At 46.9% G+C, this 19,876-nt stretch carries 19 protein-coding genes; 7 read left to right on the top strand and 12 right to left on the bottom strand.

Annotated features, from left to right (window positions below):
* Positions 1–33: 33 nt before the first annotated feature.
* The gene (locus M2125_RS04585; protein ID WP_280742563.1) at positions 34–663 is read left to right on the top strand and encodes an OmpW/AlkL family protein; all 630 of its coding nucleotides are present in this window, start codon (positions 34–36) and stop codon (positions 661–663) included.
* A gap of 46 nt (positions 664–709) precedes the next feature.
* On the opposite strand, the gene M2125_RS04580 is transcribed toward M2125_RS04585, so the two are convergent.
* Complete coding sequence (locus tag M2125_RS04580; protein ID WP_076024240.1) at positions 710–1,306, bottom strand: P-loop nucleotide/nucleoside kinase family protein; 597 nt, start codon at positions 1,304–1,306, stop codon at positions 710–712.
* Between the two features lie 99 nt (positions 1,307–1,405).
* Here M2125_RS04580 and M2125_RS04575 point away from each other — a divergent pair, with 99 nt between their 5' ends.
* Positions 1,406–3,313, top strand: coding sequence for an ATP-binding cassette domain-containing protein (locus tag M2125_RS04575; RefSeq protein ID WP_280742562.1), 1,908 nt, complete (start codon positions 1,406–1,408; stop codon positions 3,311–3,313).
* Here the strand turns inward: M2125_RS04575 and M2125_RS04570 are convergent.
* The 4 genes from M2125_RS04570 to M2125_RS04555 form a co-directional block, all read right to left on the bottom strand.
* Entirely contained in the window at positions 3,310–4,608 is a 1,299-nt protein-coding gene (locus tag M2125_RS04570; protein WP_076024238.1) for an APC family permease, read from the bottom strand. The genes M2125_RS04575 and M2125_RS04570 overlap by 4 nt on opposite strands.
* A 6-nt stretch (positions 4,609–4,614) precedes the next feature.
* A complete protein-coding gene (locus M2125_RS04565) occupies positions 4,615–4,932 on the bottom strand; it encodes a chaperone modulator CbpM (RefSeq protein ID WP_280741958.1) in 318 nt (105 codons plus the stop codon).
* 5 nt (positions 4,933–4,937) lie between these two features.
* On the bottom strand, positions 4,938–5,918 hold the full coding sequence (locus M2125_RS04560) for a DnaJ C-terminal domain-containing protein (RefSeq protein ID WP_280741959.1): 981 nt from the start codon (positions 5,916–5,918) through the stop codon (positions 4,938–4,940).
* Positions 5,919–5,989: 71 nt separating this feature from the next.
* Complete coding sequence (locus M2125_RS04555; protein ID WP_277541552.1) at positions 5,990–6,691, bottom strand: pirin family protein; 702 nt, start codon at positions 6,689–6,691, stop codon at positions 5,990–5,992.
* Positions 6,692–6,770: 79 nt separating this feature from the next.
* Here M2125_RS04555 and M2125_RS04550 point away from each other — a divergent pair, with 79 nt between their 5' ends.
* Positions 6,771–8,180 (top strand): TAXI family TRAP transporter solute-binding subunit, encoded by a 1,410-nt coding sequence (locus M2125_RS04550; protein ID WP_280742561.1) that lies wholly within the window; start codon positions 6,771–6,773, stop codon positions 8,178–8,180.
* On the opposite strand, the gene M2125_RS04545 is transcribed toward M2125_RS04550, so the two are convergent.
* From M2125_RS04545 to M2125_RS04535, 3 genes are read right to left on the bottom strand one after another with little or no spacing between them, the layout of a single operon-like run.
* Positions 8,177–8,629 (bottom strand): phosphate-starvation-inducible protein PsiE, encoded by a 453-nt coding sequence (locus M2125_RS04545; protein WP_076024234.1) that lies wholly within the window; start codon positions 8,627–8,629, stop codon positions 8,177–8,179. The genes M2125_RS04550 and M2125_RS04545 overlap by 4 nt on opposite strands.
* Before the next feature lie 29 nt (positions 8,630–8,658).
* The gene (locus M2125_RS04540; RefSeq protein WP_280742560.1) at positions 8,659–9,936 is read right to left on the bottom strand and encodes an FCSD flavin-binding domain-containing protein; all 1,278 of its coding nucleotides are present in this window, start codon (positions 9,934–9,936) and stop codon (positions 8,659–8,661) included.
* A complete protein-coding gene (locus M2125_RS04535; RefSeq protein WP_280741963.1) occupies positions 9,929–10,312 on the bottom strand; it encodes a c-type cytochrome in 384 nt (127 codons plus the stop codon). Before M2125_RS04535 ends, M2125_RS04540 begins: the two co-directional genes overlap by 8 nt.
* A gap of 23 nt (positions 10,313–10,335) precedes the next feature.
* Between M2125_RS04535 and M2125_RS04530 the strand changes: the two genes are divergently transcribed.
* The 3 genes from M2125_RS04530 to M2125_RS04520 are packed head-to-tail and all read left to right on the top strand — an operon-like array spanning position 10,336 to position 13,885.
* Complete coding sequence (locus M2125_RS04530) at positions 10,336–12,057, top strand: ArnT family glycosyltransferase (protein WP_280742559.1); 1,722 nt, start codon at positions 10,336–10,338, stop codon at positions 12,055–12,057.
* The gene (locus M2125_RS04525) at positions 12,054–13,271 is read left to right on the top strand and encodes a sialidase family protein (RefSeq protein ID WP_076024231.1); all 1,218 of its coding nucleotides are present in this window, start codon (positions 12,054–12,056) and stop codon (positions 13,269–13,271) included. Before M2125_RS04530 ends, M2125_RS04525 begins: the two co-directional genes overlap by 4 nt.
* On the top strand, positions 13,268–13,885 hold the full coding sequence (locus M2125_RS04520; protein WP_076024230.1) for a hypothetical protein: 618 nt from the start codon (positions 13,268–13,270) through the stop codon (positions 13,883–13,885). Before M2125_RS04525 ends, M2125_RS04520 begins: the two co-directional genes overlap by 4 nt.
* Before the next feature lie 3 nt (positions 13,886–13,888).
* Here the strand turns inward: M2125_RS04520 and M2125_RS04515 are convergent, their stop codons facing one another.
* From M2125_RS04515 to fabI, 4 genes are all read right to left on the bottom strand, one after another.
* On the bottom strand, positions 13,889–14,905 hold the full coding sequence (locus M2125_RS04515; protein ID WP_233126728.1) for a tripartite tricarboxylate transporter substrate-binding protein: 1,017 nt from the start codon (positions 14,903–14,905) through the stop codon (positions 13,889–13,891).
* Between the two features lie 63 nt (positions 14,906–14,968).
* The gene (locus M2125_RS04510) at positions 14,969–15,814 is read right to left on the bottom strand and encodes an HpcH/HpaI aldolase/citrate lyase family protein (RefSeq protein ID WP_076024229.1); all 846 of its coding nucleotides are present in this window, start codon (positions 15,812–15,814) and stop codon (positions 14,969–14,971) included.
* A 28-nt stretch (positions 15,815–15,842) separates the two neighbouring features.
* Positions 15,843–17,174: a chromate efflux transporter gene (chrA, locus tag M2125_RS04505; protein WP_076024228.1), complete on the bottom strand. Its 1,332-nt coding sequence runs from the start codon at positions 17,172–17,174 to the stop codon at positions 15,843–15,845.
* Positions 17,171–17,956 carry an enoyl-ACP reductase FabI gene (fabI, locus tag M2125_RS04500; RefSeq protein WP_280742558.1) on the bottom strand — a complete coding sequence of 262 codons (786 nt, stop codon included), beginning with the start codon at positions 17,954–17,956 and terminating at the stop codon, positions 17,171–17,173. The genes chrA and fabI overlap by 4 nt, the downstream gene beginning before the upstream one ends.
* A gap of 50 nt (positions 17,957–18,006) precedes the next feature.
* On the opposite strand from fabI, the gene M2125_RS04495 reads away from it, so the two are divergent.
* Positions 18,007–19,875, top strand: a complete 1,869-nt coding sequence (locus M2125_RS04495) for an extracellular solute-binding protein (RefSeq protein WP_076024226.1) — start codon at positions 18,007–18,009, stop codon at positions 19,873–19,875.
* Position 19,876 lies beyond the last annotated feature (1 nt).

Here is a 19,876-nt window from a genome sequence, read left to right as displayed (position 1 = left end):
TCCATCGACATTGATCACAAAGGGGAAACCATCATGCGTATTAAAACTCTAGTAGCAGCAATGGCAGTTTTAGCCACATTAGCTCCAATTACTTCAAAGGCTCAGTCCACTGAAAATGATAATCCATGGATGGTGCGTGTACGGGCGGTAGATCTGCTTTGGAATAACGGTCAATCCGGTGTTGCACAGACACTAAACGTGAATGCAAGGAACCAAGTCATTCCCGAGTTTGATGTCACCTACTTCTTTACTAAAAATATTGCAACCGAATTGGTGTTGTCATATCCGCAGCAAGTCAATATCACTGCAGGCGGTGGTCAGGCTGGAAAAATTAGCGCACTACCACCGTCTTTATTGCTTCAATACCATTTCACTGAGATTGGATCATTTGTGCCATACGTTGGGGCCGGTATTAATTACACCATCTTCGGTAATCGTCAAAATTTCCCAGCTTTGGAAAATAGTGTCACGGTTGATCAATCCAGCTTTGGAGTGGTGGGTCAAATTGGCGCTGACTACTTCTTTGATAAAAATTGGGGCGTAAATCTTGATGTGAAATACGCTACGATGGCTACCAATATTGATAACTTGGGTGGTGGCAATCTCGGTAAGCTCACTTTGAATCCTTGGATGCCTGCTGTTGGTGTGACATACAAGTTCTAAGAAGGGTATTCCTATTTTGAAAAATAAGGCCCCTTGCGGGCCTTATTTATTTGATCAGGAAATCAATTAAATGATGAAATTTCATCTCATCAAATTCGAGATTATTGAAACGTTGTAAAGATGGATGTGAGGGTGGTTCAATTCTGCGCTGCACATACTGATCCCAATGATTTAGTTTCCAGTCATCACGTGGATCTGCGCGTAACTCCATCCGACGCTTGGCTTCGTCTTCATTCAGATCAATCCACGCCACCTGAATGGCGACGCCCTCTGGAATGCCAAGTTCTCCAGCCTCAAACATTTTTCTGCTTTGTATCTCTTTTGAAAATGGACCCACAAGAATGACATTGACGCCAAGGGCTAAATTTTCTCGTGCAATATCAAGCAAGCCGGAATACTCCCAATCGCGCATGTTCTCGAGGTAATAGGGGCTATCGCGGTCATTTGGGTTGCCTGTAGTCAGTTTCATCATTTGGGCTGTAAATGCACCATAGGCAGTATCTTTGTCCAGGAAGAAAAAGTCTTCGCCTGTTTTATTGATGATGATGGGAAGTGCCTTCTTGGCCAGGGTTGACTTACCCGTGCCCGCATGGCCACAGAACAAGATGAGGCGCGGCTTGGAGGGGTTTAATTTACAGGTCATGATTTATTGCTTTCTTAAATTCTACCGCTCAAAGAGCGCATCTTTCTTCAAATAATTAATAATTCTGACCTTAATACACGAAGTGACGATAATGTCGCCATGGCTTTAATCGTACTTACTGATGCAAAACTGGCTTTTGGCCACGTTGACCTCCTCGCAAACACCGCTTTCTCACTGGAATCAGGGGAGCGTGTTGGCTTAATTGGCCGCAATGGCACCGGCAAATCCTCTCTATTGAAGATTTTGGCTGGTATTGAAAAAATGGATGATGGGCTTTTGCAATACCAGCAGGGCCTACGTATTGCCTATGTCCCTCAGGAGCCTATTTTTGCAGCTGAGGAAACCGTTTTTGATGCTGTCTCCAAGGGCGTATCCCAGGTAAAAGCCTTGCGTGAGGAGTATGAGGCTTTGAGTGTGGGCGATTGGGATGATGTATCTCAGCACAGAATGGACGAGGTTCAGTCTCAGTTGGAGGCGCTCAGCGGTTGGAATTGGGAGCAACGTGTTTATGAAACCCTAGACCGTCTTCATCTGGATGGTGATGTCAAAATCAGCACGCTATCGGGCGGCACCAAAAAACGGGTTGCCTTGGCGCGGGCTTTAGTAGAGATGCCTGATGTCTTGCTCTTAGATGAGCCTACCAACCATCTAGATCTGGATTCTATTTCATGGTTAGAAGCGCTTTTGCGAGAGTACAAGGGCTCAGTCATACTCATTACCCATGATCGCGCATTCTTGGATAACGTCTGCACACAGATTGTTGAATTAGATCGTGGCATTCTCCGTAGCTATCCCGGAAATTTTTCCCAATACGAAGTCTTAAAAGACCAGGAGCTGAATGCTGAGTCTTTGGCTAATGCCCGTGCCGATAAATTACTGGCACAAGAAGAGGTGTGGATTCGTAAGGGGGTAGAAGCACGCCGTACACGTAGTGTTGCGCGTATCGCCCGTTTAGAAAATTTGCGTGCCAGCCGTGCGCAGCGTCGTGATGCTGTTGGTCAAGTTAAGCTGGCTGTCTCGGCTGGTGACCGCAGTGGCAAGATCGTTGCTGACTTGCAAAATGTCAGCAAGGCTTATGACCGCCCAATCGTTACTGATTTTACGGCGACTATTTTGCGTGGTGATAAAGTCGGCCTACTTGGCCCTAATGGCGCCGGTAAAACTACTTTACTCAAGTTGATATTAGGCAGCATTACGCCAGACTCTGGTACTGCAACCATGGGTACCCGCATAGAGGTTGCCTATTTTGATCAAATGCGCGAGGGCTTGGATCTCAATGCCTCGCTTGAAGACTATATTAGTCCGGGTAGTGAATGGGTTGAAATTAATGGCAATCGTAAGCATGTCAAAAGCTATTTGAGCGATTTCTTATTTGCACCAGAGAGAACGAATTCACCGGTGAGTACATTGTCGGGCGGTGAGCGCAATCGTTTGTTGCTTGCCCGCTTATTTGCACGACCAGCCAATGTATTGGTATTGGATGAGCCAACAAATGACTTGGATATTGATACCTTGGACTTGTTGGAGCAACTGCTACAAGATTACAAGGGTACCGTCTTCTTGGTGAGTCATGATCGCTATTTCTTAGATAACGTAGTGACAAGTATCATTGCTAATGAGGGTGATGGATTCTGGCGCGAGTATGAGGGCGGGTATGAGGATTGGAAGATTCAGAAAGCCCGCTCAGACAAAATTCGCGCTAGTCATGCTGTAGCAAAGCCCCCTGAAAAGCTCGAGAAAAAGTCTGAGGCTAAACCCTTGGCGGCTAAAGCGGCAGTGTCTAAATTGAAAGGCAAAGAGCGTCAAGAGTTAGAAGCGCTGCCTTTAGAAATTGAAGGTTTGGAAGCAGAGCAGGCAGAAATTGGGATTAGCATGAGCAACCCCGATCTCTATAAGAGTGAACCTGAATTAGCTGCTAGCATGCAAGCCCGCTTAACGGAAATCACAGCAGACTTAGACCAAAAGTTGCAACGCTGGGAATGGTTATTGGCGCGTTCAGAGGCTTAGTGCCTTTTGGGGCGTAGCCTAAAGAAGGTTTCTATTCCAAAAGAACTCACTAGGGCAATAATCAGAGCAATGGCGCTTGATGGTGAGGTTTTCAGAGTATTGATAAAGAGCGCGGTAAAGAGTGTTAAGTTAATTGCAATGGCGCACCATAAAATTAGAGGTTTAGCCCCAGTCTTGAGGTGAATGCGAATATGCCCATAAGTAATTGCGGCATAGACTAGCAAGAAAGCCAAACTTGCCATTTGTCCCACCTCTTCGAGTGGGAAAATTAAAGCCAAAATAATGACACCTACAGAAGAAACAGTCAGGGCGTGCACATTATTTTTGAGAATGCGATTTCCCAGTACCGCTGACGCCTCAGTTTTATTGGCTAGGTCAGCGGCGATATTGGATGCTGCAAAAATAGTGGCATTGACAGCAGCTGCACAAGCTAACAATGCAGAAATGCTAATGATTACCAAGCCAAGCTTGCCGGCGACTATTTGAGCGGCATCAGCCAATACGTGGCCATTGTGTGATTCGATCGAACCTAGAGGCATCAGCAGGACTACTGCGCCACTCACCAAGAGGTAGGCAATGGTTACCAAAATTAATGCAGAAAACATGGCAAGCGGCAGTTCTTTTTGAGGCTTCTTCATTGCTGAGGAGGAATTCGTTACCACTCCAAAGCCTTGAAAATTAATATATAAAATTCCCGCCGCTACTGCGATTCCTTCAGCCGAACCGCCAGACATTGAAAATGTTTTCAGATCGGCTTGATGAAAGCCCATAGCAGAAAAAACTAAAAGACTGATTACTACCAAAGCAATCGCTACCGTTTCTGCTCGACCCACCAGGCTGGGCCCCAATAAATTAATAAAGCTGCAAACCAAAATAATGGCAACAGTAATGAGATTCAATGTGACCGTGGATAAATCGCCACCAAAAAGGGTGTTGGTGTACTCCACAAAGCCTGCCGCATAGAGAGCGGCTGCGATTAAATAAGCGATGTACTGAAAGAGGTTGAGTCCACCTGAAATCACTCCAGGACCAAAACTCATGACCGTAAAAGTTGCAGCGCCCCCACTGCTAGGAAATGCAGCGCCTAGTTTTGCGTAAGAGTAAACCGAAAAGGAGGCAGCAATTGCGCCGATGAAAAAAGCGAGCGGAACATGGGTGCCAGCATGGACGCTTGCCAATCCCAAAAGAGAGTAGAGACCAGCGCCCATCATGCCGCCAATGCCTAATGCTGTGGCGGAAAATAAACTGATGTCCCCAGCATTTTGGGCTGGTTTTTTAAGAAGATTGGAATCCAAGTCCGTTTAACCTAGGTTCTCACGCTGCAAACGCTTGCGCAATTGAAAGATTTCTTCGAGGAGATCTAGGGCGAGGGCTACTCCGGGTGTATTTAAATCCAGATCATGAGTGAGGTGCGCCGCTATTCTTGCGCGCTTGAGTGAGTCTCCTCCAAAGCGCCACTCTTGAGGAGATGATCCTACTGGACTCAATACACCCTCAGAAACCCAAGCCATGATGAGATCTTCAGGGGTTCTTGAGGCGTGCGCGAGCTCAACAATAGTCATGTGAATCTCCGTTTCAACAACGGCGCCTTCAATCCATGTCATATTAGTTTGTGTCATTACAGTCATCCCTTTAAGTTTGCCCTGGGGTTGAAGTCGAAAGCCTGCTCAAAGGCCTTGTAAGCATTTTTTTGAGCATCGGTTTCTGCATTGGGTAAAGAAATTGTTGGCACAACATAAAAATCACCCGGCTCTTTGCTTGGAATACCTTTTTCCTTTAAGCGCATCTTCCGACCTGCCACAGTCCCGGCAGGAATTTTCAATTCCAAGGTTGAGCCAGATGGAATTGGCACATTGACGGTTGTACCCAGCGCTGCTTCCCAGGGAGCTAAAGGCAAATCAAGATAGACATCTTTACCATCGACGCGATAAAGACGATTGGGAAGAAAATCAATTTCTAAATAGAGATCGCCTGCGCCACCTTCGCCAAAACCCGGGCCTCCTTGACCGCTTAAGCGCAGGTTTTGGCCGGCCTTAATCCCTTTTGGAATGCTGACATCTAGTTTGCGCTCTTGGGTGCTGACATGTCCACTGGCATCTAGAGTAGGCATATGCAAGGCAATCGTGCGCTTGGCGCCGTTATAGGCATCGGCTATATCAATTGAAATTTTGGCATGGTGATCTTGGCCTTTAAAGTGCATACCTTGACTGGCATTTCCCTGGCTTGCTCTCCCGCCAGCGCGATGCCTGCCTCTGCCAAATAGGGATTCAAAGAATTCGCTCTGATCGCCTTCGTGACCGCCGCCATAACCTGGGTTATAGCCACCACCTTCAGTGAATTCAAAACCATCATTCCAGTTTGGTGGCGCCTGAAAATCTTGACCGTTCTTCCAGTTGGCACCCATACGATCGTAAGCAGCGCGCTTCTCTGTATCCTTCAAGACAGCGTAGGCCTCGCCCAGTTCTTTAAATTTCTCTTCTGCGTCTGCTGCTTTATTCACGTCCGGATGATATTTACGAGCAAGCTTGCGGTAAGCCGTTTTGATTTCTGCTTCGGTGGCGCCACGTGCAACACCAAGCGTTTCGTAATAGTCCTTGAATTTCATAATTCTGACGAAGTTCCAAATGAGCCAATGATCTTAATTCTAACTCCCATTAGCCTTAGTTCGGTCGCGCTTTAATTGCTTAAGTCAAACACCAGGACTTCGGCATCTTGACCCTGACTCAAGCTGATATGGCTCTCATTTTCAATGAGGAGAGCATCACCTGCTGACAACTGCTGGCCATTGATATCTAAAGTACCTCGAATGAGGTGGGCGTAAGCCTTGTTTGCGGGATTGAGCTTCAGTTCTGCAGTTTGCGTACCGTTAAATAGGCCCGCATACATTTTGGCATCTGCATGTATTTTTACTGAGCCATCCGCACCATCTGGAGAGGCAACTAAACGCAGTTTGCCTTGCTTATCCTCAGCGGGAACGGTTTTTTGCTCATAGCTCGGCGGAATTTCAAGGGCGTTGGGTTCAATCCAGATTTGTAGAAAGTGGGTTGTTTGGTCTTTCGCATAGTTGAATTCACTATGTGTGACACCAGTACCGGCACTCATGCGCTGTACATCACCGGGAGGTATACCTTTGACATTGCCCATGCTGTCTTCGTGAGCCAACTCGCCAGAAAGAACGTAGCTAATGATTTCCATATTGCGGTGGCCGTGCTTACCAAAGCCCATGCCTGGCGCTACACGATCTTCATTAATCACTCTCAAATTACCCCAGCCCATGAATCGGGGGTCATGGTATCCGGCAAACGAGAAGGAATGGAGGCTTTTGAGCCAGCCGTGGTCTGCATAGCCGCGCTCTTGAGATTTACGGATTTGGATCATCATTTCTCCTGATCGATTAGTTCATAAGTTTATAAGCACATTATCATTGGCTTTTGACATATTTGCTGGGTGCAAAGCCATGGGAAGTTTTAAGAAAAACACCAAAGAAACCTTTTTAGGTTTACATGAGATGGTTCGGGAATATTGGTCCGATTTTCTCGTTTTTTTAAAAGAGACCTGGCCAATCCTTTTATTTATTTTGCTCGCACTGATGTTTGCCTGGTGGTACGCTGACCCTCCACCTCCTAGGCATGTTGTCATGGCAACCGGAGCACCTGGAGGCTCTTATGAAATCCTTGGAAAAAAGTATGCAGAATTTTTTGCTCAGCAGGGTGTTAAGTTAGAGCTCAAAGCAACTAAAGGTGCCCAAGAAAATATTGCGCTCTTAGTTGATCGGAAGGATCCCGTGCAGGCAGCTTTTGTCCAAGCTGGCGTCTATAACCCCAGCGGAGTAGAGGGCATCGAATCTTTGGGATCCATTACTTATGACCCGATTTGGTTTTTCTATCGCGACCCCGAAGTAAAAGATATTCATTCTCAGGCAATGAAAGCCCTAGGCGAACTTAAAAAAAATGTGGTGATTTCTGTTGGCGTTGAGGGTGGCAGTTCCCATGCGCAAGCTATGCAGGTGCTGAAGGCATCGGGTTTGGACCGGGTACCTCATTTTGTATATTTGCCTGAAGAGCAAGGGGTACAAGCAATCAAAAAAGGGGAGATAGATGCCATCTTTATTGCAGATACATTTGAGGCGCCCAATGTGCAAGCCTTGATTAATGACCCAGAACTGCACTTGTCTAATTTTTCCCGGGCAGAGGCTTATGCACGCGCATTGCCTTACTTGACCATTTTGAATGTTCCAGAAGGCGCCTTTAGTCTAAGCCGTAATTTTCCAAATAAAGATATTAAGCTGTTATCTACGACTACCAATCTATTGATTGACGATCGGATGCATCCAGCGATTCAATTCTTATTTATTGAGGCTGCAAAAAGCATCAATGGCAAAGCCACATTCTTTTCTAAGCGAGGTGAGTTTCCAGCATTTAAAAACTCCACGCTCCCCGAGAGTCCGGTAGCGGTTCACTTTGAGAAAAATGGCTCACCTTGGCTCATGAACTATCTCCCATTTTGGTTGGCAGAAATGATTAACCGCTTGCTATTTATCATGCTGCCTTTATTCGTATTTGCCTATCCAGCCCTGATGGCATTACCCAGTTTTCGCAAGAAGCGTATGCAAAATAAGCTGATTCGGATGTACGGCACCCTCAAGCAGTACGAGCAAGAGTTAACCATGGACGAGGGGCCGATTGATCGAGATGCTTATCTTAAAAAGCTCGATCTACTGGAATACCAAGTCTTGAATATAGAGTTATCCAAGAGTATGTCGAGTGATTACTACGCTTTGCGTACAAGTATTGATTACGTCCGCAGTTGCCTGAATCGAGGTGTTCACCCCTATCAGACTAAGGCATTTAATAACCCATCAGTCTAATCGCTATCCCCAGACTTACTTGGGTATTTGAATGAGGCATAGCGAACTATCGCATTTGCGAGAGCCAAAATCAGAATGGTGAGACCCATAAAAAGGATGGCCATATCCGCCTCATGCCTGGTGTTTACTAGATCGATAATTAAGCGCGTTACTGCAGTAATGGCAACGTAAATCAAAAAACGCACTGGCATGTGATTGGTCTTGAAGTAAATCCCAACCATGGCGCCGATCTCAAGATAGATAAATAAGAGCAGTAAATCTTCAATGGAGGCTGAGCCTTTATTGGCCATGCCGATAAAGGCCACTGCTGCTGACCAAACAGTTGCAGCGCCAATTCCAAACAAAGCAATGCGATGAAATAACGATACAAATAAATTACCGATGGGAACAGTCAGGCGCTCAAGCGCGTCTTCAAGTTTTGAGGCATCTTTTGGTAAGCGGGGTGTCATTTGCGCTCCTTTATATTTATATTGCTAATTTAAGCAAGGGTGTCTGCCCAGATATTATGAGCCCAACCCCAACCATACTCTCCCTCAAGAAGAGAGGGTTCCGAAGAGAGTCCCCCAGCGCCTGGAACGGGCTTAAAGGTTTGCTCTGCAGCGTTATATTGGTGCACGCTAGCCACGTGAACTGCTTGGGTTGGGCTGACAAAGCTATAACACGCATTAGTGAGAACGGGTGCGGGATTCACTTCCCAGTTATTGAGCTCGGCAACAATGGCAGCGGCGGCTACCTTAGCATGCTGGTTCGCCATATGGCCAGATTTTGGCATTGCATAGGCAACTTGGATTGCATCGCCTAATACATGGATATCTTTTTGCGCAGTGGATTCGAAGTTCAGGAAATTGACATTGACCCAGCGTCCATTGGAATTTGCTAAACCAGTTTTAACCGCAATATCGCCAGCACTCATGGCAGGTAACAGATTAAGCACATCTGCTTTGACATCTTCATCGATTTCAAGTTTGATCGTTTTTGTTTTTGCGTCTACCGCAATGACATTTTGATTGGGTCGGTATTCAATTAAACCGGGGTAATCCTGTGCCCATACTTTTCTAAAGAGGGCGCCTTTGGAGGTGATATCTTGATTAGCGTCCAAGATGAGTACTTTGGATTTGGGTTTATGTTGCTTAAGGTAGCTTGCTACTTGGCAGGCACGCTCGTATGGTGCTGGTGGGCAGCGATAGGGTGCCTCAGGAACACTGATAGCAAAGATGCCGCCATCACGCATTGCACTCAGTTGTTTGTGCAATGCGATAGTTTCGGGACCCGCCTTCCAGGCTTGCAATGTCACTCCAGCTCGATTGGCGTTGCTTAAACCCTCTATTGAATCCATTAACAGACTGACGCCTGGGGAAATTACCAACTTGTCATAGGGTACGATTTGACCCGAGAAGAGTTTGATCCGTTTTGTTTCTGGATCAATCTGCAGCGCGCTATCTTGAATCATCTTGATGCCATGGCGTTTGCTTAAATTAGCATAAGAGATGGTGAGTTCAGCCAAGTTTTTACTGCCACCTACTACCAGGTTCGAGAGGGGGCATGAGATAAAAGCTGCATTGGGTTCTATCAAAGTGACCCGTGCCGTGTTGTTTGAGAAAAGTCGTAAATATTTGGCCGCAGTAGCCCCACCATATCCTCCGCCAATGACGACAATCTCTGCGCTCTGCAAGTTGGCATGTGCCGACCCAGAAGCACCAGCCAAGAGGCCAAGCATTCCCATGCCATGACCTAGAAATTCTCGGCGCTTATTCATGACTGCCTAACTCCTGTGCAATGGCAGCAAGTTGCTCATCGGTATAACCCTTGCAAAGCTGAGGCATGATGGTGCCCGCTTTCGTTCCTGCTTTATAGGCTAATAATTGCTCGAGCATTTGCTTTTTACTGAGATGGTTAATTAAAGGCATTCCACCATTTGGCACCCCCTTGCCATCAGTGCCATGGCAATTGGCGCAGGTAGCAGCTAGACTGCGTTGGTATAGCGCTGTTGGAGTGTTTGATTGACCATAGGCGCAGGTACTTAAAGCACCAAAAATCCAAAGGATTAGCGCAACAGGCTTGATATGTTTGTGGGGTTGATGCGTTCTCATCACTCCAGAGTATCTCAAAATACCCATTTTTAAGCTATTCATTGCAAGCCCTATAAACTAGCAGGATGACACGTTCATTCACCTGCCGTAGCGCAATTCTCATTTTATTGCTCAGCATCTTTACCTATATATATGGTTTGGATAGCCGCTTTGCGCCAAAGAATGGGGATGAGTATCCCTATATGCATATTGTGCGGATGACGGCGCAAACGGGGCAATGGTTGCCATTGCAATCGGAGATGGAGGGGTTGAAAAATACCAAGCCACCTTTGCTTTTCTGGGAGGGGATTGCAAGTACCCATTGGGGTGAAAGCTGGAGCCTCTTTAACTTACGTTGGCCCAGTGTGCTTTATACCGCGCTCACCGCTTTTTTCTTGTTCTTGGCAGTGCGTCGTTTTAGTGCTCATTCTCGAACTGGGGTTTTGGCAGCCTTAGTGTGGCTCTCCTTTTTTTCAAGCTATCGCTATGGTCGACCTTTTCTAACCGATCCTGGTGAAGTTTTTTGGTTGAGTCTGCCATTTATGGCGCTGCTCTATTGGGGTAGGGCTGCATTCAATTCAAAAATGTATTTCCCCTTGTTTGCTGCCCTCTGTTTTGGCCTGGCACTGTTATCCAAATCTTTTGCATATATCGTCCCAGCATCTTTTGCCCTGGGTTTGTATTACTGGCGCTGGCGTGAATGGTCAATAGGTGATTTAGTAAAGCGCGATTTATACAAGCTGATTCTGATTGCAGTATTGGCTCTTGTGGTGTTTTCACTGTGGTTTGCGCTCGACCCTCATCCCGAGGCAATTTGGAGAGAGTTTGTGCTGGGTGAAAACGCTGGCAAGTTCGAGGCCCGTAGCTCCAATTACATACTCGATTTGTTACGTGGTGGAGATAGTATTTGGATGTTGGCGCTTACCACTCTGGCAAATGCTGGTCTGTTTATATTTGTGCTGCTTTCAACCTTAGGGCAGATGTGGCGTGAACGCCGCTTCATGCCACTGGAAGCTAGTCTATTGCTCTTGTTGATCATTGCTTTCTTCTTGGTATTTAGTTTTCCAAGCCAGCGATCAGGACGTTACCTCTTACCAGTGATGCCAGCATTTGCCGCTTTAATTGCCTTGTATTGGGAGCGACTGCCCTTATGGGGCTTCAGGTTGGCGCTCTTATTGCAGTTGCTTGTTTTAGTTGCCCTATGCTGGATCGGTGACAATCTGCAGCTGTCTCATTTTTTGGGCGATGCTGGAGCTTGGGTTTATCCGCTTGACCATTGGGCTTTGATGGCCATCAGTCTTGTACTTGCCTTGCTCGGTCTATTGAGTCAGAAGAGATGTAAGGCGCTTGCTTTGGCGAGCTGCTTTTTGGTGTACTGTGCACTCACCAGCAGTCTTGCACCGTTAGAGGCTGCACTCGGACGTTATAAGGCTGAGACGATTGAGGCGGTTGCTGGAAAAGATGTATGGATTCCATGTGATTACCGGGCAAAAGATGAGGAGTACCGCTTATTGTTGCCAGGCGCACAACTGCATGGCTACCCCTCTAAAGATGCTAGCAATGTGTCTGAACTTCTAGCTACTTATCCTTTGGTAGCGGTCCAAGTTCCATTGGGCTCAGAGCCAGTCATTTGCGAGACTTGTGCTCTAGTAGGTAAGCGAATGGAAATGCGGGCGCGTCATTCTGATTCCGAGATCAGGGCAATGATCATGGGGCAGGTTGGCGAACATCTATTTGTGGATGAGTATTTAGTTTCTTCGCCAGTCAGGGTGGGCGATCTCAGTGCTGACAAGGATGCCTGTCGATGAATCGTATTCTCGCCTTGTGCTTTTTATTGATCGCAGGGGTACTGGCTTATCTGCGTATTGATAGTCAACCCGCTTGGTCCTCATTTAAACCACCCTTCGAAGTCGCAAGGCAACCTGCAAATGAAGAGCAGACCAAAACCAAGTTACCTATTTCTGCCCCTGAAGCTGACTGGTTGCCTGATACTGGCGCTCCATCGGTGCATGCAGCCTCATTAATTGCATTAAATGATGGAACCATACGTGCATTTTGGTTTGCAGGCAGTCGAGAGGGGGCTCCCGATGTAGTGATTGCCAGCTCGGTCTTTGACTCAAAAGAGAGTGCATGGAGTGCACCTACTGTAGTGATGGATCGAGTGCGCGCTGAACGTGGGCTATCTCGTTATATTGCTAAATTGGGCAATCCTGTACCTGCTCGTATGGCTGATGGGCGATTGCAGTTATTTTTCGTCACCGTCTCTATTGGAGGCTGGGCAGGTAGCTCTATTTCTAGTGTGATATCCAATGATGAGGGCATCACTTGGAGCAAGCCTGAGCGATTAATCACCTCGCCTTTGGTGAACTTAAGCACCTTAGTGAAGTCGCCAGCTATTGCATTTGAGGATGGCCGCATTGGATTGCCGGCTTACCATGAATGGATTGGGCGATTTGGTGAATTACTGCGCATTGAAGATAACAGGGTGATTGATCTAAGACGAATGAGCTCAGGTAGGGGCGCTATTCAACCAGCTATTTTGATTGATGGTCAAGAGCAGGCAAGTGCTTATTTCCGTCAAACGCGCAGCAGTGACCAAGCAAAGGAGGTTCCGGTTAGCGTGACTAAAGACGCTGGGCGTCATTGGCAGATCGGCTCTGATCTTCCAATCGCAAATCCCAATTCAGCATTGGCTGTCATCAGCTTAGCCAATGGAACTCGCCTGATGGCCTTGAATAATTTAGAAACAGGACGCTACCGCTTAGTGTTGCTGATGAATAATGGCAGAGATAGTGATTGGTCAATCATTCAAACTGTTGAGGATGATGAAGCCTTGCCTGATTTGCAGCGTCGCGAATTTTCATATCCTTATTTGCTGACGGCAAATGGTCGAGATGCGCATTTGGTCTATACCTGGGATCGAAAAAGAATCCGACATATTTATTTTAGTGGCGCTTGGCTTGAGCATGCGCAGCATCAAACGGCTCTGCTTGAGGACAAAACCGAAGGGCTGAAGCAATGACAAATCATCTACAAACGATTGCGCTTCTAGAGATGTCCCTTACATGTGGAATCCTCATCTTGCTGCTTGCTCAAAAGGTTTTTCAAACTGAATTTCCTGTCTTTGTGCGCATCCTCCTGACTTTCTTGATTGGAAATGTATTTTTCTGGCCCTTAGGTTTATCGATGGAGTTGCCCTTAGCTGGATATGTGCGTGGTATGACGGGAGATCTGAGTGTTGTGACGATGTTGTTGCTATGGTCTAGCGTTCTACCATCCAAGCCAATTCCGCTCGGATTTAAAATCACTGCTCTCATCGCAGCATGCGCTTTCTATCCATTTGCCTTGGGGTTTGGTATGACTGACCCCTATGTATGGGGTTATAGCTCAATCGCCTTATTGGCAGGAGTACTCATTTTTGCTATTTTTTGTGGCCTTGCTGGCTGGGTAAAGGGCACATGGATCTTCGCACTAGCGCTCCTTGCTTGGTCAGTGCATTGGCATGAGTCAATGAATCTATGGGACTACGTGCTTGATCCATTTTTAGCGCTTTGGTCGATGATTTCTATATTGCTTGCCTGGAATCAGAGGCGTCGCGAAAAAGCCAGATCAGGTTTTCTGTTTAGGGCGGGGTAGAGCTTACTCAGCGTAAGCGCCGGCATTACGAATAATCGGACCCCACCTATTAATCTCGGATTCAAGGTGTTGTTTTAAGCTTGCCGGCGTGACCTTACTCATCGGAGCAATTTCAATATTGGATTCTGCTAAACGCGTTTTGACAGCGGGATTATTTAGCGCTGACCTAAGTGCCTTATTGAGTTTGGCAATCACTGCAGTAGGCGTACCCTTGGGTGCGTATAACCCAATCCATGCTTCTATTTCAAACCCCTTTAGACCTTGTTCTTGTAGGGTTGGGATGTTTGGTAGGGAGCTTAAGCGCGCTGGCGTTGTTACGCCGTAAGCCTTGACTAAATTCTTTTGAATATAGGGACCAACCTGCGTGGTTTGATCACATAGCAAGTCCACTTGGCCGCCCAATAGATCCGTCAATGCTGGGGCAGTTCCATGATAGGGGATGCTAGTTAACTCAACTCCTTCGCGAGACATAAACAAAAGCCCGCACAACTGCGAAACGGCTCCTTGACCAGCATTGGCGATAGTCACATGCGTTTTGTTGGACTTGATGTAGGACTCTAATTCTTTAAGATTATTCGGTGGTAAGTTTTTACGTCCCAGCAAGACCATCGGCACATCGACCGCTTGTCCAATGTATTCAAAGTCCTTCAGTGGATCGTAAGGGAGTTTTTTGTAAAGAGCAGGTGCAGTTGCCATGCCAATGTGGTTGATCAGAATGACATAACCGTCTGGTGCAGCGCGTGCTACCCGTAATGTGCCAATGGTGCCGCCATCTCCCGCTATATTTTCAATATGAATTTCTTGGCCCAAGTCTTTGCCCATAGGGCCTGCAATGAGGTGGGCAACAGTATCCGTTGGACCGCTTGCAGAAAAAGGAACCACTAAGGTAATGGGTTTAATGGGGTATGTTTGAGCGAATGCATTCTCCCCGAGCGGGCAGATTGTCAGCACAAGCGCTCCGAGGACCGCAAAAAAATTGCGCAATAATCCCATTCCCATCAAAAAGCCTTCATTCTTCATTAGACAGCCCAAGATATTGCTTGAGCTAAGCCTTAATTTTGCCAGCTTTAAGGATGAAAAAGATCAGTATTTACCAGCAATAGCGAGCGTTCTTTGTGCAAGCAGTACAACGGGTCGATCAATCATGCGGCCATCCAACTTCACTGCACCACCCTGAGAGACTTGATCCGCTGCGATTACTTTGCGAGCCCACTCAATTTCCTCGCTAGTGGGCATAAAAGCCGCCTTTACTGCGGGAATTTGTTTGGGATGAATGCACAGTTTGCCGCCAAAGCCCATGCGCTTAGCCCGCTGCGAATCTCCCTCAATCTGTGCAAGATCATCCGTGGAAGGCGTGACTCCATCAATTGGAGGGGTAATACGCGCAAGCCGGGAAGCTAAGACCATTTGATAGCGGGCGGTTTGTAATTCTGTTTCTTGCGCATCACACACCATGCCTAAGTCAGCCTGTAAATCTAGATTTCCAAGCGCTAGGCGCAGTACTTGATTGGAGCTCGCAATCTCTTTTAGGCGATCTAATCCAAGCGCTGTTTCAATCATTGGAATCAGTGCTGTATTGGGCAGGATTTGAGCGGCTCCATTGATTTGATCCAGTGATTCGGTTTTTGGAATGAGTAGACAAACTACTGAAAGTTCTTGCGCCAGAATGAGGTCGGCAGAATAAAACCGGGTGCCAGGAGCATTTGTGCGAATAATGAGACGTTTTTTTTCATCACCGGTAAATGTTGGCCAGGCGGTGCGAATGGCGTTGCGGGCGCTATCTTTATCTTGTGCAGCTACTGCATCTTCTAGATCAATAATGACGGCGTCAGCCCCGCTATTGAGTGCTTTAGTAAAACGCTCTGGGCGTGTGCCAGGCACAAAGAGAAAGTTGGTGCAAATACTGATGCTGGTATCAAGTGGATTCATAAAGATTGATATTTTTTTGAAGGTTTGATTAAACAGCCATTAGGCTTGATGCAAAATAACTCAGTAAACCCGCGAATGCACAAGCCAATAAAACACTCATGACATCTCTTTTGAATTTAAAGAGGGCTAATCCAGCCAAGATACAAATCGCAAGCGAGAGCCAGGAGATTGACCCCGAAATACCGTGGGGCAAAAAGACATGATAGGCAAAAAATAAACCTAGATTGAGGATGACGCCAACCACTGCAGCACTGATTGCAGTCAATGGTGCAGTAAAGCTGAGTTTGCCGTGGGTTGACTCGATGAGCGGGCCGCCAACCAGAATAAAAAAGAAGGAGGGTAAAAAGGTAAACCAAGTTGCAATGGTTGCGCCGAGCACTCCGTACCAAAATGGATTGCTGTATCCAAGCAAATGCCCAATATGTCCAGCTAAGTAGCCAACATAAGTGACCACCATGATGAGTGGCCCAGGTGTAGTTTCTCCAAGAGCTAATCCATCCATCATCTGCCCTGCACTCAACCAATGAAAGTGATCTACTGCACCTTGATAGACATAAGGCAAAACTGCATAAGCTCCACCAAAAGTGAGGAGGGCGGCTTTGGTAAAGAACCAGGCCAGTTCTGGGTAAAGGGTTTTCCAGCCAAATACTATAGTTAACCCAATGATTGGGATGAGGAAAAAGCCGGCGGCAAGCGCAGATTGAACAGCCATTTTTCTTGGGCTAAAGCGGGCATGGTCGGGAATCGGGGTGTCATCATCAATCAGCGCATCAGCAGAATCTCTAGCGTGATCTTGAGAGGGGGTGTTATTTTGAGAAAAATATTCAGGGCGATATTTACTACCCCAAATACCGGTTGCAGCGGCAATCAGCACAATCAGCGGAAAGGCCAAATTGAGGATAAAAATAGCTAAGAAGGAGGCTAGTGCAATCCACTTCAAAGCTTGGTTATAGATTGTGCGTTTGCCAATGCGTACGCCCGCATGAAGGACGATTGCAGTGACTGCCGGTTTAATTCCAAAAAAGATCGCAGCGATCCAGGGTATCTGACCAAAACTCAGGTAAATCCACGAGAGTGCAATGAGGATAAAAAAGGACGGCAGTATAAAAAGCGATCCAGCTAATACGCCGCCGATACCGCGATGCATTAACCAGCCCATATAGGTTACTAGTTGCTGTGCTTCTGGTCCTGGCAACAGCATGCAATAGTTGAGCGCATGTAAAAAGCGCCGCTCAGAAATCCAGCGACGCTTTTCGACTAGCTCTTGGTGAAGGACGGCGATTTGTCCGGCAGGCCCACCAAAGCTAATAAAACCTAGTTTAGCCCAAAATTTAAGGGCCTCACCCAATGGAACGCTCAAGCTTCTTCCATTCCGCCAACCACCTGACTAAAGCCGTTATCCACATAAATGATTTCAGCGGTAATGCCATTGGCCAGGTCTGATAACAAGAAAGAGGCGGTATTGCCAACATCATCAATGGTGACATTGCGACGTAGTGGTGCTGTTGTAGCTACTGCGTCTAAGATCTTGCCAAAACCCTTGATACCCGAAGCTGCCAGAGTTTTGATCGGACCAGCAGAGATGCCATTGACGCGAATGCCCTTTGGTCCGACTGAACCTGCTAAGTAGCGTACAGATGCCTCTAGGGATGCTTTAGCCAAGCCCATGGTGTTGTAGTTCGGGACAATACGTAGGGAACCCAAGTAAGAAAGGGTTAGCAAGGAGGATTTATCACGCAACATCGGTAGGGCTTCTTTAGCCATTGCTGGAAAGCTGTACGCTGAAATATCGTGGGCAATGCGGAAGGCTTCGCGGCTCAGGCCTTCTAAAAAGTCACCAGCTATTGCCTCCCGGGGGGCAAAGCCAATGGCATGAACAAAACCATCAAATTGTGGCCAGGTTTTGGCAAGATCTTTAAAAAGGGCGCTGATTTGCTCGTCGCTGCCCACATCGCAGTCAAAAATCAGCTCGGAATTGAATTCTTTAGCGAAATCGACAATTCTGTCTTTAAAACGCTCGCCCACGTAGGTAAAGGCCAATTCAGCGCCTTCACGGTGACATGCTTTAGCGATGCCATAGGCAATCGAGCGGTTGGAGAGGAGGCCGGTAATCAGAATTTTTTTGCCAGCGAGAAAGCCCATGATGTGTCCTTTGCTTCAAATTAGGTTTGCTATCTACAATTGTTGCATATATGTTGATATTGACCCCCATTCGCCGCGCTACCCAGATCGTACTTTTAGGCCTATTGCTTGGGCTAGGAGTACTGTCGGCTCAGGCCTCCCAAGGAATTTCCCAGTACGGTAAGCCCAAATACCCTGATGGTTTTAGTCATTTTGACTATGTCAATCCCAATGCCCCACGTGGTGGAACCCTCACCTTGCCTAATCCTGGGTCGAGAAGTAGCTTTGATAAATTCAACCCCTTTACTTTGCGTGGAGTCACCGCTCCTGGTATCGAGTTAATGTTTGAGTCCTTGGCGGAGGGCAGTGCAGACGAGGTTTCTAGTATTTATGGTTTATTGGCTGATGATATTCAAGTCGCAGCAGATCATAAGTCAGTCATTTTTCATATTCGACCTGAGGCTAAGTTCTCGGATGGTTCTCCTGTACTCGCTGCGGATGTCAAATATAGTTTTGATACCTTGATGAGCGGGCTTGCGCATCCTCGCTATAAGACTACTTTTGCTGATGTGAAGTCAGCGGTAGTGCTCTCTCCGAGAGAGGTGCGATTTGATTTTAAAAATAATAATTCTGAATTACCAATTATGGTGGGCACACTCCCCATTTTTTCACGCAACTGGGGAAAGCGTCCTGATGGTTCAATGATTCCATTTGATCAGTTGGCCTTTGAAATGCCGATTGGTAGTGGACCTTATTTAATTGAATCTTTTAAGGCCGGTAAATCGATTCTCTTCAAGCGTAATCCGAATTATTGGGTAGATCAATTGAGTAAACCCCTCAATGTGAGGGTGGGGTTTTATAACTTTGATCGAGTGCTCTATAAGTTATACAGTGATGATGCTGTGCGCCTAGAGGCTTTTAAAGCCGGGGAGTTTGATGCTTTAGTCGAGTATCGCGCCAAGATTTGGGCAAAAGGCTATGTTGGTTCCAAGTTTAATGATGGCTCATTATTAAAGAAGGCCTTCACCAATCACAATGGTGCTGGCATGCAGGGTTTTGCAATGAACCAACGCCGTCCAATTTTTCAAGACCCACGGGTGCGCGAAGCTTTGGGTTATGCCTTAGATTTTGAGTGGCTCAATCGCCAACTCTTTTTTGATCAGTACAGTCGCATCAATAGCTACTTTACGAACAGCGATTTGAGTGCGAACTTCAATGGCCCTAGTAAGCCGACTGAAGCCGAACTGAAGATATTGAAGCCGCTTAAAGAAAAGTATCCCAAGTGGGTACCTGATGCAGTGTTTGGTCCAATGCCTGCTGCGCCCTCAACCGCGCCTCCTTCTAGTCTGCGAAATAATTTACGCAAAGCAAGAGAATTATTGGCCCAGGCAGGCTGGCAATATCGTGATGGGGCCTTGCGCAATATGCAGGGCGAACCATTTCGGTTTGAAATGGTTGAGGATGGACCTTTCTTTCTGAGGGTGATTTCAGCTTATACCCGCAATCTGGAGAAGTTAGGTATCCAGGTTGATGTACGCACGAGTGACTTTGCCTTGCATCAGAAGCGGATGGATGAATATGATTTTGATATGACCACCGTGCGCTTTCCGGATTCACAAAATCCAGGAAATGAATTGTGGGATCGTTTTGGTAGTGCAGCGGCCAAAGAGAAGGGGTCTGATAATGTCATTGGAGTGCAGTCTCCGGTGGTCGATGCCTTGGTAAATGAAATTACTAAGGCGCAAAACCGTGAGGAGCTTCGTGCAGCAGCACGCTCGCTGGACCGCGTACTATGGAATAGTTATTACGTCATCCCGCAGTGGTACAACCCCACCCATCGGATCGCATTCCGTAAAGAGATGCGCTATCCAGAGCCGCCTCTCTATTACTCAGCCGAGCCATGGGTAATGCAAAATTGGTGGAAAGAGGAGTCTAAATAAT

Origin of the sequence: Polynucleobacter sphagniphilus, assembly GCF_029892205.1 — a bacterium.
GTDB lineage: Bacteria > Pseudomonadota > Gammaproteobacteria > Burkholderiales > Burkholderiaceae > Polynucleobacter > Polynucleobacter sphagniphilus.
This window is presented reverse-complemented; position numbering and strand designations above follow the sequence as displayed.

What these genes read in the sequence shown, in the direction of transcription:
- M2125_RS04585 (WP_280742563.1), top strand. Translation starts at nt 34, where the DNA reads ATGCGTATTAAAACTCTAGTAGCAGCAATGGCAGTTTTAGCCACATTA.
- M2125_RS04580 (WP_076024240.1), bottom strand. Translation starts at nt 1,306, where the DNA reads ATGACCTGTAAATTAAACCCCTCCAAGCCGCGCCTCATCTTGTTCTGT.
- M2125_RS04575 (WP_280742562.1), top strand. Translation starts at nt 1,406, where the DNA reads ATGGCTTTAATCGTACTTACTGATGCAAAACTGGCTTTTGGCCACGTT.
- M2125_RS04565 (WP_280741958.1), bottom strand. Translation starts at nt 4,932, where the DNA reads ATGACACAAACTAATATGACATGGATTGAAGGCGCCGTTGTTGAAACG.
- M2125_RS04560 (WP_280741959.1), bottom strand. Translation starts at nt 5,918, where the DNA reads ATGAAATTCAAGGACTATTACGAAACGCTTGGTGTTGCACGTGGCGCC.
- M2125_RS04555 (WP_277541552.1), bottom strand. Translation starts at nt 6,691, where the DNA reads ATGATCCAAATCCGTAAATCTCAAGAGCGCGGCTATGCAGACCACGGC.
- M2125_RS04550 (WP_280742561.1), top strand. Translation starts at nt 6,771, where the DNA reads ATGGGAAGTTTTAAGAAAAACACCAAAGAAACCTTTTTAGGTTTACAT.
- M2125_RS04545 (WP_076024234.1), bottom strand. Translation starts at nt 8,629, where the DNA reads ATGACACCCCGCTTACCAAAAGATGCCTCAAAACTTGAAGACGCGCTT.
- M2125_RS04540 (WP_280742560.1), bottom strand. Translation starts at nt 9,936, where the DNA reads ATGAATAAGCGCCGAGAATTTCTAGGTCATGGCATGGGAATGCTTGGC.
- M2125_RS04535 (WP_280741963.1), bottom strand. Translation starts at nt 10,312, where the DNA reads ATGAATAGCTTAAAAATGGGTATTTTGAGATACTCTGGAGTGATGAGA.
- M2125_RS04530 (WP_280742559.1), top strand. Translation starts at nt 10,336, where the DNA reads ATGACACGTTCATTCACCTGCCGTAGCGCAATTCTCATTTTATTGCTC.
- M2125_RS04525 (WP_076024231.1), top strand. Translation starts at nt 12,054, where the DNA reads ATGAATCGTATTCTCGCCTTGTGCTTTTTATTGATCGCAGGGGTACTG.
- M2125_RS04520 (WP_076024230.1), top strand. Translation starts at nt 13,268, where the DNA reads ATGACAAATCATCTACAAACGATTGCGCTTCTAGAGATGTCCCTTACA.
- M2125_RS04515 (WP_233126728.1), bottom strand. Translation starts at nt 14,905, where the DNA reads ATGAAGAATGAAGGCTTTTTGATGGGAATGGGATTATTGCGCAATTTT.
- M2125_RS04510 (WP_076024229.1), bottom strand. Translation starts at nt 15,814, where the DNA reads ATGAATCCACTTGATACCAGCATCAGTATTTGCACCAACTTTCTCTTT.
- fabI (WP_280742558.1), bottom strand. Translation starts at nt 17,956, where the DNA reads ATGGGCTTTCTCGCTGGCAAAAAAATTCTGATTACCGGCCTCCTCTCC.
- M2125_RS04495 (WP_076024226.1), top strand. Translation starts at nt 18,007, where the DNA reads ATGTTGATATTGACCCCCATTCGCCGCGCTACCCAGATCGTACTTTTA.